The following is a 13932-nucleotide window of genomic DNA, read 5'->3' on the forward strand; positions in this document are numbered from 1 at the left end:
CTTAGTAAGTTATAGACTTTTCTTCGGTGGCAGCGCAACGTTAGCGAAGATAAGCCCCGCCACTAATGACATAAATATCAAGAAGGTTTGTTGGCCTATATGCTCCGCATAAACGAAATCTTGACCTTCAATTAACGAGTTCAAACCGATATAGGTTTTACTTCCAGGTACTAAAACAATTAAACCTTGCATGGCTACAATAGAGGCGGGTGCATTAGCAACACGGTTAAACAAGTTACTGAATACCCCAACAGATAAAGCACCAACAAAAGTACCTAAAGTGTAATCTAGATACATGGCCGAACCAATACTTGTACCATACGCGATAAAGCCAGAAGCGATTGACCAAACTGCATGCTTTAATTTTGTTCTAAAAATAACGATTAGGCTGCTACATAACATGAAGATAGCAAGCCAGGCTGTCCACTTTGGTAATGGTTCCGGTTGCACAAAATCACTTTGTCCAAAAATAGCAAAACCAATACCGATACCAATAAAAGCACCAAAATACAGTTTAAACAGCAGCATGAATGAGTCCATCACCCGAGCTGTACCAGATACTAAATGCCTTGCCGCTAACTCTGCTAAACCGAGGGCTAATGCTAAGCCGGGTATAAATACAATGATGGCTGAAAGTACCACCAGTCGTATGTTTATTTGGGCATCAAGGTATACGCTTACAGCGCAGGCAATCATCGCAGAAACAATGGCAACTAATGGTTCAAGCATATGCGCAACACGCTTAGAGCGTGTTGACCAAAGTACAAATAAATACACCACTAAGGTGATCAGTGCTGACCAAAATACATCATTCCAGCTAGTCCCCATCAACATGGCAAATGCCCCACCTGAGGTCGCAAATGCAACGCCAGTCATAAATTTATTATATGGGTTTGGCATGGTGTAAATAATATCGAGCTGTTTATCGACTTCTTGTAGCGTCAGCTCGCCATTAAGCATTTTGTTTACTAAGTCATCGGTATCTGCCAGCGAGCCTAAGTCATGATCGCCCGGATCAACACGCGCCACATGGGTATACTCTTCTTCGTGACCATCTGTCCAGATCACAAAAGTCACGGATGTTGGCGACATAACAAAAGATGATTTTAAACCGAGGTAAGTCGCAACTTCCATTAAGTGCGCTTCTAGTCGGTATGCAGGTGTACCGTATTTATGAAGCATTTTGCCAAGCTTCACGATAAATTTTCGTTTTTCAGTAAACGTTGCGGTTTTCAAAGGCGTTTTGAACCAAAGGTTAAATTGTTCAGTTAAGGATAGACCAAAATTCAATAAGATATAGTCTAATAGCTAGACTATATCGCTTAAATTGACCAGCGCGATTTTAGCGACAAAAGCCGCTATGTCTAGTGTTATTTACGGCAAAATTACTTATTTTTTGCTTCAATCCACTGCGCCATGTATTGGGTCGAACGCATGGTGTGATGTTTGAGCATTTGGCCGGTAAAATTTTGCTGTCTATGCTGCGCTAATGACTCACTAATGGTGGTGATTTTAGCGATTAACTGCGACTGAAGTTTTGATTTATCATAATATTTTTGCAATAACAGCTGGCCATTTTGCTGTGCTTGGGTAAACAGAGCTTCATCTTGATAAAGTGCCACTGCTGCATCAGCAAATTGCTGTGCATCTTCACAGATTGCGCCTGACCATGGCTCATCTTGATGCATGCCTTCACTACCAATAGGGGTTGTTACGCTCGGCGTTTGCATGATCATCGCTTCGAGTAACTTACCCTTGATACCAGCCCCAAAACGCAGTGGCGATAAACATACTCGGGCATCTTCCATAACTTGATAAGCATCATCTGCCCAGCCTTTGATTAAGAAGCCGGTTTTTGGATTGTTAAGCGCTGTCGCCTTAGGTGGCGGGTAGGAGCCATAAATATGGAGTTCAGCATCGGGTAATTGTTTGCGGATCAGCGGCCAAATCTGTTGCAAGTACAACACAGCATCCCAGTTTGGCGCATGACGAAAATTACCAATGGTCATAAAGTGCTTACGCTCAGCAAATGCTTTGGTGCTAGTAGGAATATGCTGTAAATCAACCAAAAATGGTAAATGGTGAAGTAGGGCGCTATCAACTTTGAAAACGTCATTGAGTAGCTGCATCTCGTAATGCGAGATAATTAAGCTGATGTCTGAGCGTAAAATTGCCGCGATTTCTCGCTTTGCAATATCGCTGTGTAAATCACTATGGCTGAATTCTCGGCCTGCTTTGTGAGCTTCGTGACGGGCATTTCTTAGGCACTGTAAATCTTCGGTATCAAGAATTTTAAGTGCTTTAGGGCAGTATTTATCGACTCGCCAACCAAACTGTTCTTCCATCATAAAGCGATCAAACATCACAATATCAGGGTTATACGCTTGCACGTACTCATCAAAGCTTGAGCAGTTTAATGCAATGACCTGTGTGGTAATGCCATCTTCGCTGAGATCCACCATGTGTTCGGTTTTTTGCGCTGGGCTTGCAAATTCAACTTGCCAGTTTTCTGCACGAAAGGCGCGCAAGAGTGACATCATGTGGGTGCCGGCTGCCGACGAATTAGGCTCAGGCCATACATAACCGATCACTAACACTTTTTTCATTGACTTGAATCTCGTATTTTTAAGTTAACATCCACCAAGGTGCGAACGGGTGGCGTTGATTTATCTAATAGTTCTTTTAACACCTGGCAAGTGCGTTTACCGATTTCATCGGCATTAATGGCGATGGTTGAAAGAGAGGGCAGCATTAAGCGTGAATCTTCTAGGTCATCAAAGCCAATAACTTTAATGTCTTTACCCGGCTCAAGGCCGTGTTGGCGCATAGCTTCAATCGCGCCGTAAGCAATCACATCATTAAAACAGACAATGGCCTTGGTATTTGGCGCTTGTTTTATAAGGGTATTAAAGGCTTCTCGGCCACCTTGGCGGTTTGTCGGCGCTTGAATAACGGGTTTTTCGTCAGTGATATTAAATTGCTCAAGCGCAGCTAAAAAACCACTTAAACGTTCATGGTAGTCAGATATTTCTGCCGTGCCGCCTAAAAATGCAACTTCTTCTATGCCTTGCGATAAAATATGGCTAGTCGAAATATGTGTGCCTTTTTTGTTATCAGGCAAAATACACGGCGCAGCTGAAAACGGAATTTCACGCATGATATTAATAACCGGAAAACCACTATTTATTAAATCATCTTGCCACTGCTGCTCTGTCCCCGGTGCTGGACACATAATAAACGCCGATACGTTGTATTCTTTTAGGGTTTTCACCACTTGAGTTTGCCTTTCGACACACTCTGCAATATTCACCAGCATTGGCAGCATGCCAAGCTCAAAGATGTGTTTTTCGAGACCAACAGCAAGCTGAGCTGAATACGGGTTGGTTAAGTCATTTATAACCAACGCGACTAGGTTTGATCGCTTGCTGCGTAGGGCTGCAGCATCGCGGTTATACACATAGCCAAGCTTATCAATGGCAGCCAGTACTTTTTCTTTACTTTTTTTACTGACCTTATCACTGTTGGTAAGGACCAAAGACACGGTTGACTTTGAAACCTGTGCTTGTTCAGCCACATCCCAAATTGTGACTTTGCCTGTCGATTTTTTCATTTTTATTAGCAAAAAGTGGCGAATAGAGTGCTCTTATTTTAGCGTAATTTAGCTGTTTAAGTCACTGATTGGCTGCCAAAAGGGTCGAAACTCTTTATGAAATGCTGCAAACATGTTCTACTTGTTTACAGAATCGAAAATAAAAACGAAAAAGGAACGAACATGAAAGCATTTAAACTGCTTTTTGCGCTAGTCATTGGCGCAGCTGTTTGCACACCCAGTTTTGCTAATCAAGGTTATCAAACTCCATCGCCGGCACTGGCTGCTGTGGTTGACGCTAAGCTTGCACCGAGTAGTTATTTATCGAATGATGGCCAGTGGCTGGCGTTATTTGATAGAAAACGCATCGATACCTTACAAGACTTAGCCAAAGAAGAGTTGAAACTTGCGGGTATTAAGCTTAATCCTGCTAATTTTTCGCGCTCACGAGTGCGTAATAAATTTACATCTTTAGTGCTTAAGCATGTTGAAACAGGCTCTGAAATTGTTGTATCTGGTTTGCCAAATGGAATTTTACGCTCACCAAGTTGGTCAAGCGACAGTCAATATTTGGCATTTGTGGTAGAGCAAGCATCGAGTGCTAACCTATGGGTCTATAATGTAAGTACTAAGCAAGCCCGCCAGTTAAGTGATACGCCTCTTAATTCTGTGCTAACGCGCACGCCTTATACGTGGTTGCCAGATAGCAGCGCTATTGTCGCAAATGCAGCGGTCAATATTGGTAAAGCACGTATCAGCAATGACAGCTCGCAGGTTGTGCCTGTTATTCAGCAAAGTAGTGGTGAAAAAGCGCCTGCGCGTACTTATCAAAACCTGCTAACTAGCCCATACGATGAAGCACAATTTAAGTTCTTTGCCCAAAGCCAGCTGACTTATATTCCGCTCAGTGGTCAAGGCCAACCGATTGGTCAACCGGGCTTAATTAAATCGTTTTCGGTCTCGCCTGATTCAACCAATATTTTGGTTGGCATGATTGATGAGCCTTTTTCGTATCAAGTACCTTACAGCCGATTTGCTGCGACTTGGCAAATTTGGGGCATGCGTGGCTATACGTTAGCAGAGCTTGCGAAGCAGCCTTTAGCAGATAACATTCCACAAGGTTATGACAGTGTGCGTACTGGTCGCCGCGAATTTCAATGGCGTGCAGATCAAGGCGCTGAAGTCATTTGGGCAGAAGCACAAGACGGCGGTGATATGAAAACCGACGTGCCTTATCACGATCACCTTTATAGCCTAAGAGCACCATTTAAACGTGATGCGAAGTTATTTGCGAAAGTTGAACGCCGTTTTGACTCAATTACTTGGGGCAACGGTAATATTGCTCTGTTATCTGAATGGCGCTTTAGCGACCGACAAGTTCGCACATTTGTTATTCAACCTCGTAATGCAGATAAAAACCGCGTGCTATTTTCTGAGCGCAGCTATAACGATGCGTATAAAGATCCAGGTTACCCAATTTATGAAAAGAATGATTTAGGCGCTGACGTATTAAAAGTTGTTGGTGGGCGTTATCTTTTCTTACGCGGTAACGGTGCCTCTGAACAAGGTAATATTCCGTTTTTAGACCGATATGATGTAAAAACCAATTCCACAACACGTGTTTGGCAATCAGAAGCGCCATACTATGAGCGTGTGCGTGCAATGCTTGATGATGAAGGCGAGCGTTTAATTACGATTCGCGAATCTAAAACTGAGCAACCTAACTTTTTTATTCGCGACCTAGACGATAAAACCCTGACTCAACTTACGACTTTTGAGCACCCTTACCCAGAATTTAAAGGGGTGACTAAAGAGCTAATTCGATACAAGCGTGATGATGGCGTTGAGCTTAGTGGTACGCTTTATTTACCGCCTGGTTATGATTCAACTCAAGGCCCGTTACCGGTTCTAATGTGGGCTTATCCGCTTGAATATAAAGATAAAGCCGTTGCGTCACAAATGCGCGAGTCGCCTTATGAGTTTACTTATATCGGTTATTGGGGACCAATGCCTTATCTTGCAAAAGGTATTGCCGTATTTGACGACCCGAAAATGCCAATTGTGGGTGTTGATGGTAAAGAGCCAAACGACTTATTCCGTAAGCAGCTGGTGGCAAGTGCTAAGGCTGCGGTAGATGTGCTTGTTGAAAAAGGTGTGGCAGATAAAGATAACATTGCCATTGCTGGTCACTCTTATGGTGCCTTTATGGTGGCGAATTTATTAGCGCACAGCGATTTATTTAAAACCGGTATTGCCCGCAGTGGTGCTTACAACCGCACCCTAACGCCATTTGGTTTCCAAGGTGAAGAGCGTGACTTTTGGCAAGCGCAAGATGTGTACGCGGCGATGTCACCGTTTTTCCATGCTGAGAAAATCAATGAGCCTATGCTGATGATCCACGGTCAAGAAGATCCAAACTCGGGTACCTTCCCAATGCAAAGTGAGCGTATGTACGCTGCATTAAAAGGCCTAGGTAAAGAAGCCCGCTTAGTGATGTTACCTTATGAGGCGCATGGCTATCGCGCTCGTAAGAGCTTGCTGCATGTACTTTGGGAGCAAGAGCAGTGGTTAGAAAAATACTTATTAAGTGACGAAAAACCCGCAGAGCCAGTTGCCGCTGACGGTGTCACTCAGTAGTTAGTTAAATGGTTATATTAGGAATCCCCGCCCATAAAGCGGGGATTTTTGTATTGCCTATTTGCATATTCTTATTCGTAGATAAGCGGTTAGCAAATAAGAGGAAATGTTGTTCATGTTTATAATTCCAGATACCGACAAGAAAATTCGAGCAAAGATATCTAGCTATAAATCTGCTTTTAACCGAGAGATTAGAGATTATGGCTGTATCTCAGATGGTTATGGTAAGCGATATTTAATATTTCCTTTGTTGCTCGTACTCAATGATATGAAAAAAGCTGAGCAACATATACAGTGGCATGATTCACACTTTCCTGATGATATGGGTGAGCCAGTGCAAATGTTGTGTCGTTCGATACTAACGTTTCGTATTGGTGATATTAATAAGGCGTCTTACGAACTAGCTGAAACTATGTTTTCGAATGTATATTTATTGCCATGGCTACTTGATGAAAAAGTAGAACCTATTGATATGCGCCATCTAACAAACTTCTCACTGTTAGAGTATTGTGAGGAAGTACCACACAGAGTTCTCGAAAGCATATCAGAGCAAGAGCTGGAGTGGATTTACAGCTGCTATCATTCAGGGGCTTTTGTAAAAGCAAGAACACGTTATATTGAAATCTACACGCGCTTAAAGCATGTTTCAGAAATGGATGAACGCGTTAAGCTATCTGATGAAGCTGAGAAGTTACTATCAGCTCTAAAAGTTTAGCAGGCAATAGCTTAAGGGAAAGTCCTAAGTGCTTGGTTTCTGCTTTGAATGCTATTTTAGTCAATTAAATTAGGCCTTTGATGCGGTCGTTATAAAACAAGGATGCTCATGAATAAGTTTATAATTCTTATATTATTTTTAATATCGTCTTGCTCATTACATGCAAAACAAACCAAAAGTTTAGAATTTTCTAAAGTGCTAGATAAGGAGATCCCGTTAATTCTTGAAAAAAGCAAAGCGCGTGGTATTGCTATATCGATTGTTCAAGGGAATGAGGTGCTTGGTTCATATTCTTATGGCCATGCTGACGCTGAAAATAGAACCCCAATCACACACAAAACTTTATTCAATGTTGGCTCCATTTCTAAAGTGATTACAGCTTGGGGCGCAATGATACTAGTTGAACAAGGTAAAGTTGAACTTGATAAACCAATTAATGATTACTTAAAAAGCTGGAAAATACCGAATTCTCAGTTTGATGCTAACAAAGTAACTTTACGTAATATTCTCTCTCATACTGCAGGGCTTTCATTAAGTGGCTACAATGGATGGAGTGCTGAAGATCCATTACCTACTCTTGTAGAGTCATTAGAAGGCAATAATACGGGTGATGGAGCCGTTAAAATTATTCATGAACCTGACACTAAATGGTCATACTCAGGTGGTGGTTACACGATAGTTCAGCTGTTAATTGAAGACCTGACTAATCAATCTTTCAGTAATTTTATGACTAAAAACGTTCTTTTACCCCTCGGAATGACAAATTCTTCGTTTGATATCAACCGTATTTCTCCAGCAAAGCTGGCTAGTCCTTACGATGAGAATGGCAACAAAACAGCTATGGTGTACTTTACAGAAACAGCTGCCGCTGGCTTTATAACAACGGCAGATGATTTAGCTAAGTTTAATCAGGCAGTGCTAAAAAATGAGCAAGGTAATTACATTGGTTCAAATATTTTATCAAATCAGCTTATTGCAAATATGATTCAAGCTCAGCCTCACACAGGAGGGCGATGGAGTATGAGTTATGTCGTAGACTCTGAGAATAACAGTCTAGGTTTTGCAGGGTTTAATAGAGGCTGGACATCCTTAACTCGCTCTGTGACAGATAAAAATATTGGTTATGTAATATTAAACAATAGTAGCGTTGGTGGAGTGAATAATGAAATTGATCAACTCCTGCTGTCTGTAATTAAAGGTAGTTAAACTGAAGCGCACATAGCAAGTATCTTAGCTATGGGTAATCGGTTTTAATTGCTCGCTTAACCAATCAATAAACACTCGGGTACGCCTTGGTAAATGGCGTCGATTTGGGTAGACGATATTCATAGGCATGGGCGGCAAATTATAGTCAGGCAAAACTTGGATAAGTTCACCACAACTAAGCTCGTCAAGAACTCCATGACGAGGCACTTGAATAAGGCCAAGCCCAGCTAAACACGCTGCTTTATAGGCATCCGTATTGTTGACTGTGAGCTGTGATTTCATGGTCAGGGTTTGCCAATCGCCTTGCGTATCTTGGTATTCAAAGCCAGGGTCAAGTTGGCCGAGCGTTTGGCTATAGCGAACAATGTAATGCTCGGCTAAATCGCTAAGTTCAGTGATGTTGCCATAGTTTTTAATATAACCTGGGCTTACACAGTTAATCGTAGGGCAGTGGCCAATTTTTTTCGCAATCAGCGATGAGTCTTCTAAATTACCGACTCGCACTACACAATCAAAGCCTTCTTCAATTAGGTTAACTCGTCTGTCAGAACTACTCAGTTCAATCTCTAATTGCGGGTGTGCAGATAAAAAGCTGTCTAGATTCGGCAGCACTAAACGTCTGCTAATTGGCTGTGGCATATCTACTCTAAGACGCCCTGATAACGCTTCGTCTTTTTTATGAAATAGGGTTTGTAGTTCGTCTATATCAGCAAGCATATCTTTGCAGCGCTGATAAAAAACCGTACCTTCGTTGGTCAGCGTAACCCGTCTTGTTGTGCGGTTTAGAAGCCGAGCACCTAACGTATCTTCGAGTTGTTTGACCAACTGCGAGACAGATGATTTAGGCATGCTCAGTGCAAGTGCTGTAGCCGAAAAGCTTTTTAGCTCTGCAACCTGAACAAAGGTTTTCATGGCATTTAGTTCATTCATGATTGTTTGTTATTTGCGAACAGTTAATTCAATTTTACATGGTTTATCTGGTTTTGCAGTGTAAATATACTGGTTGCTCACAATTACTTCAAAGCAAAAGGGTAAGCACGATGAGCAACAAAATTGCAGTGATCACAGGTGGTAATCGCGGTTTAGGTAAAAATACAATTTTAAGTTTGGCACGTAAGAACATTGATTGCGTATTTACTTACAGAAGCCATAAAAATGAAGCGCAGCACGTTGTAGAAGAAGTTGCAGCGCTAGGGGCAAAAGCCGTCGACATTCAACTTGATGTGAGCGATACTTTAGGTTTTGCTGAATTTAAACAAACACTTGAGAGTACCTTGGCAACACAATGGCAAACATCTCGATTTGATTATTTAATTAATAACGCAGGCCATGGCAGTGATAGTGCATTTGCTGATACCAGCGAAGCTATGTTTGATAATTTGATGAATGTACATGTAAAAGGGGTGTTTTTCTTAACACAAACACTGCATGAGATGATCAATGATGGCGGGCGTATTATTAACTTATCTTCAGGGCTGACACGCTTTGCATTACCAGGAAAAGCGGCCTACGCCACCGTGAAAGGAGCCGTTGAAGTATTAACCAAATACATGGCAAAGGAACTTGCTGGTCGCAATATTGCCGTGAATGTCGTCGCGCCTGGCGCAATTGCCACTGATTTTGGTGGCGGTGCTGTCCGTGATAATGAGCATGTTGCGCAATTAGTGAGTTCATTTACAGCCATGGGACGCGTTGGCCAAGCTGATGATATTGGTCCTATGATTGCGCAGCTACTCGGTGATGAAAACCGTTGGGTGACCGGACAACGCATTGAAGCATCAGGCGGTATGTTTTTATAAGCCTGTTAGCAATCGCGTGTTTGTTTGCTTATTTAAGTGAATGTGATTTAATCGCTTTCTCTTTTTAAGCAATAAACATGTGATTGCATTTATGCTCGATTTAGCAGTACTCGCGGTTTTTATTCCGACCTTTTTCTTTGTTTCTATTACACCTGGTATGTGTATGACGCTCGCCATGACGTTAGGCATGAGTGTAGGCGTTAGACGTACGCTGTGGATGATGGTCGGTGAGGTGTTAGGGGTTGCCACGGTAGCCATTGCTGCGGTGATTGGGGTTGCTAGTATTATGCTTAATTACCCTGACTTATTTGTCTTTTTAAAATACCTAGGTGGCGCGTACTTAATATACTTAGGTGTTAATATGTGGCGCGCTAAAACCAGCTTTAAACCTAACGATGCTACACAGCAACAAATTGGTCGTGGGCAATTATTTTCGCAGGGTTATATCACTGCCATTGCAAACCCAAAAGGGTGGGCATTTATGATTTCTTTACTCCCTCCGTTTATTAATGTTGATTTAGCGGTTGCTCCTCAGCTTGCGGTATTAGTGAGCATTATTATGCTGAGCGAATTTATCTGTATGTTGATTTACGCAACAGGCGGTAAAAGCTTAAGGCTGTTTTTAGATAAAGGCGATAATGTGAAGTGGTTAAACCGTATTGCTGGCGGGCTTATGATGGGTGTAGGCGTTTGGCTGGCGCTAGGTTAACGCTAAGTTGGATAATACCCATCTGCATATTGCAAATGGCTATTATCCTTTATGAGTCTTAATCAACTAATTCAACTTGCTTAGACACATGGTTAAAGCATAGTTTTAAAGTGTCAATGGCAGTCCTTGTTTTTGCCGCTAAACTGTCTCGGGCTGGTGTTACAGCATAAACAGTATAGTTTGGCATTGCCCATTCAGGTGCTATTTCAACCAGTTCTTTCGATTTTAGTAAATGCCTAACTTCTGGTTCGGGTAACACGCCATAGCCAACACCATCAATCACAAGTTTGATTAAACTTTGCATGTTGTTCACTGTAATTTTAGCCTTTGGCAGTGGCTTGCTTTCTAATGTAGAAGGGTTAAATGCGTTGCTGTCAGCATTACTGTGTCCAATTCTGGCAAACTGGTTGAGATCTTGCCAGCGAGCCTGTTTTATTTGACTAATTGGATGATCTTTATGGGCGCATAACTTTAGTGGCCACGTTGCTAATTGCCTTGCTACTAGGTTGGAATCTGTTAATGGGCCAATAGCGATTGCTAAGTCAGCGCCGCATTTAATCATATCAATTGGCTCGTCAGTCAAAATTAACTGAATACGTAAATCATCAAATTCGTTAATTAAGCGCTCCAACGGCTCGCTTAATAATCCTCCACCAAAACCCACTGGCGCCACTAATTTAAGCTCGCCACTGGGCTTATTTTGCAAATGTTGTAATTGCGTACTGGCTTGATCAGCTAGTGCCAGCATTTTTAAACAGCTTTGATAATACAGGTGGCCGGCTTCGGTTAAGGTAAGTTCGCGTGGGCTGCGGTTAAATAGGCTTAATCCGATTTCTTGTTCTAATTGCTTAATGTGTTGACTCACAGCCGATGTGGTCATCGATAACTCTGCAGCTGCACCGCTCATATTGCCTGTCTCTACAGTACGAGAAAAAACGCGTAGTGTTTTTATCAGCTTGGAATTCATAGTTCAGGCCTTCTTAATTCAGTTTTAAGAAATCGTAAATTGTGAAAATCGGGACTTCTCATTAGTATGCAAACGCTAATTATTATCATTAATAAACAAAATGTCACGGAGTATTATTATGACGAGGGTTGTTACGAACATTTTACCATTAACGGCAGCTATACTAGCTAGTTTGTCTTATTCTGCAAATGCAGATGATAAAAAGCAAGACATGGAAGTGATTGTAGTTTCTGCTTCAGGTTATGAGCAGATGCTTAAAGAGGCACCAGCCAGCATCAGTGTTATTGATCGTGAGCAACTCGAAAAGCGTTTTTATCGTGATCTAACCGATGCAATGACAGATGTTCCTGGTGTGGTTGTCACAGGTGGTGGCGACAGAAAAGATATCAGTCTTCGTGGTATGGCAAGTCAATATACTTTGATTTTAATTGATGGCCAGCGTCAAACCTCTCGTGAAACCCGCCCAAATAGTGATGGCCCTGGTGTTGAAGGAGCATGGACTCCGCCTATCTCAGCGATTGAACGCATCGAGGTTATCCGTGGTCCTATGTCGTCATTATATGGCTCAGATGCAATCGGTGGGGTTATCAATATTATTACCCGTAAAACACCAGAAAAATGGTATGGCGAATTGCGCCTAGATAGCACCATTCAAGAATCAAGTGAATCGGGCAATATCAATCAAGGTAGCTTTTTCACAGCGGGTGGCTTAATTCCTGAGTTATTAGGTATGCAGTTATCTGGTCAATTCTCAAAGCGTGACGAAGACGATTTTGAAGCAGGTTTTCGTGGCAAAGAGCAAAGTAATATCAAAGCTAAGTTCATCTTAACGCCTTCTGATAACCACGAAATCATGCTTGAAGTAGGCTCTGCAAACCAAAAACTTGACGAAACATTAGGCAAAACAGTTGCTCCTTTAGCTGAAGGTGAAAGCTGTGGCCGAAATGGTTGCCCAGAGTCATCAACCACAGAGTACGACCAAGAAACGTATTCACTAAGCCATAACGGTTTTTATGATTTTGGTTCATCACGCAGTTACCTAAAGTACGATAAATTTGATAATACTTCGCGCGAAATGTACGTCGAGAATACCGATGCGCAAACCAGCTGGACGCTGCCATTTACTGATCACAACGCAACACTTGGTGCAGCTTATTTAAAAGAAGAGCTTGATGATTACACAAGTAACAAAATTAGTGATCTAACGCATGTTGAAAACGAGCAGTGGTCGGTGTTTGCCGAAGATGAGTGGGCAGCAACCAAGCAGTTTAAACTCACAACAGGTCTTCGTTATGACCATGATGGCAATTTTTCAGGCCATTTCAGCCCACGTTTGTATGGTGTGTATACAGCAACTAAATCGTTGACGGTAAAAGGCGGTATCTCTACAGGCTTTAGAGCGCCGAATATTCGTCAATCTACCGAGGCCTGGGGGCAAGTGAGCCGAGGTGGTAATATTTACGGTAACCCAGATTTAAGCCCTGAAAAATCTGTAAACTACGAAATGGGTATCTATTACGATGCAAACCGTGATTTATCGCTTTCAAGCACCGTATTTTACAACGAATTTGAAGACAAAATTACCCGTATTTCGTGCCCACTCACCCAGTGTACTGATGGACCAAACCAGTTTGGTTCGATGCCAACGACCTATGTCAATGTGGATGAGGCCGTTACACAAGGTTTTGAGTTATCAGTATCTTACGACATTACCAGTGAGCTTGATGTTAGTGCCAACTACACCTACACCGATTCTGAGCAAAAAACCGGTGAATACAAAGGCAGCCCACTTAACCAATTACCAAAGCATATTTTACAAACTTCAGTTAATTGGCGCCCGGTTGATAAGCTAGGTACGTGGCTGCGTGTACATTACCGTGGTGAAGAAAGTCAGCCGACAACAGGTCCGTCACAAGACAGCTTAATTGCGCCAGATTACACCTTGGCTGATATTGGTGGTAACTATGATTTAAGCCGCAGCATTAAGTTAGGGTTTGGTGTTTATAATTTATTTGATAAAGAAATCACCGAAGCTGAATACGGATATGTTGAAGATGGTCGCCGTTATTGGCTATCAGTCGGGTTTAATTTTTAAGCCCATACCTTAGCAAAAGCAAAGCCAACGAGTTACGTTGGCTTTGTTAATGAAATTGGTTTTAGTTTTGAAAATAACAACAAACCCGATGATGCTACCTTTGGGTTGTTTTTTTAATGCCTGTATAGCACTATAGTTATAGTTCGCTTTTTAAATAGTTCTACTACATTGGGTTAGTCATCAACTGACAGACAACAATGATAACGACTATAAAG

11 protein-coding genes are annotated in these 13932 nt (G+C 42.0%); 6 read left to right on the forward strand and 5 right to left on the reverse strand.

Annotation, left to right across the window (positions count from 1 at the left end; all coding sequences use genetic code 11):
- Positions 1-9 precede the first annotated feature (9 nt).
- The 3 genes from NO991_RS01580 to NO991_RS01590 all read right to left on the reverse strand — a co-directional run bounded on the left by NO991_RS01580 (position 10) and on the right by NO991_RS01590 (position 3610).
- Positions 10-1236: a threonine/serine exporter ThrE family protein gene (locus NO991_RS01580; RefSeq protein ID WP_082389304.1), complete on the reverse strand. Its 1227-nt coding sequence runs from the start codon at positions 1234-1236 to the stop codon at positions 10-12.
- Positions 1237-1385: 149 nt separating this feature from the next.
- Positions 1386-2606 (reverse strand): glycosyltransferase, encoded by a 1221-nt coding sequence (locus NO991_RS01585; protein WP_235373691.1) that lies wholly within the window; start codon positions 2604-2606, stop codon positions 1386-1388.
- Positions 2603-3610 carry a LacI family DNA-binding transcriptional regulator gene (locus NO991_RS01590; protein WP_054553993.1) on the reverse strand — a complete coding sequence of 336 codons (1008 nt, stop codon included), beginning with the start codon at positions 3608-3610 and terminating at the stop codon, positions 2603-2605. The genes NO991_RS01585 and NO991_RS01590 overlap by 4 nt, the downstream gene beginning before the upstream one ends.
- A 162-nt stretch (positions 3611-3772) precedes the next feature.
- Between NO991_RS01590 and NO991_RS01595 the strand changes: the two genes are divergently transcribed.
- The 3 genes from NO991_RS01595 to NO991_RS01605 all read left to right on the forward strand — a co-directional run bounded on the left by NO991_RS01595 (position 3773) and on the right by NO991_RS01605 (position 8147).
- The gene (locus tag NO991_RS01595) at positions 3773-6226 is read left to right on the forward strand and encodes a prolyl oligopeptidase family serine peptidase (protein WP_304636380.1); all 2454 of its coding nucleotides are present in this window, start codon (positions 3773-3775) and stop codon (positions 6224-6226) included.
- Between the two features lie 115 nt (positions 6227-6341).
- Positions 6342-6941 (forward strand): hypothetical protein, encoded by a 600-nt coding sequence (locus NO991_RS01600; RefSeq protein WP_187489427.1) that lies wholly within the window; start codon positions 6342-6344, stop codon positions 6939-6941.
- A 108-nt stretch (positions 6942-7049) separates the two neighbouring features.
- The gene (locus tag NO991_RS01605) at positions 7050-8147 is read left to right on the forward strand and encodes a serine hydrolase domain-containing protein (RefSeq protein WP_371351600.1); all 1098 of its coding nucleotides are present in this window, start codon (positions 7050-7052) and stop codon (positions 8145-8147) included.
- A gap of 24 nt (positions 8148-8171) precedes the next feature.
- On the opposite strand, the gene NO991_RS01610 is transcribed toward NO991_RS01605, so the two are convergent.
- On the reverse strand, positions 8172-9077 hold the full coding sequence (locus tag NO991_RS01610) for a LysR family transcriptional regulator (protein WP_371351601.1): 906 nt from the start codon (positions 9075-9077) through the stop codon (positions 8172-8174).
- A 110-nt stretch (positions 9078-9187) separates the two neighbouring features.
- Here NO991_RS01610 and NO991_RS01615 point away from each other — a divergent pair, with 110 nt between their 5' ends.
- Entirely contained in the window at positions 9188-9946 is a 759-nt protein-coding gene (locus tag NO991_RS01615) for an SDR family NAD(P)-dependent oxidoreductase (RefSeq protein WP_371351602.1), read from the forward strand.
- A 91-nt stretch (positions 9947-10037) separates the two neighbouring features.
- Positions 10038-10655, forward strand: a complete 618-nt coding sequence (locus NO991_RS01620) for a LysE family translocator (protein WP_371351705.1) — start codon at positions 10038-10040, stop codon at positions 10653-10655.
- A 58-nt stretch (positions 10656-10713) separates the two neighbouring features.
- Here the strand turns inward: NO991_RS01620 and NO991_RS01625 are convergent, their stop codons facing one another.
- Positions 10714-11622: a LysR family transcriptional regulator gene (locus NO991_RS01625; RefSeq protein WP_138599394.1), complete on the reverse strand. Its 909-nt coding sequence runs from the start codon at positions 11620-11622 to the stop codon at positions 10714-10716.
- Positions 11623-11740: 118 nt separating this feature from the next.
- Between NO991_RS01625 and NO991_RS01630 the strand changes: the two genes are divergently transcribed.
- Positions 11741-13717 carry a ligand-gated channel protein gene (locus NO991_RS01630; protein WP_371351603.1) on the forward strand — a complete coding sequence of 659 codons (1977 nt, stop codon included), beginning with the start codon at positions 11741-11743 and terminating at the stop codon, positions 13715-13717.
- Positions 13718-13932 lie beyond the last annotated feature (215 nt).

Origin of the sequence: Pseudoalteromonas sp. DY56-GL22, assembly GCF_041414715.1 — a bacterium.
Lineage (GTDB): Bacteria > Pseudomonadota > Gammaproteobacteria > Enterobacterales > Alteromonadaceae > Pseudoalteromonas > Pseudoalteromonas simplex.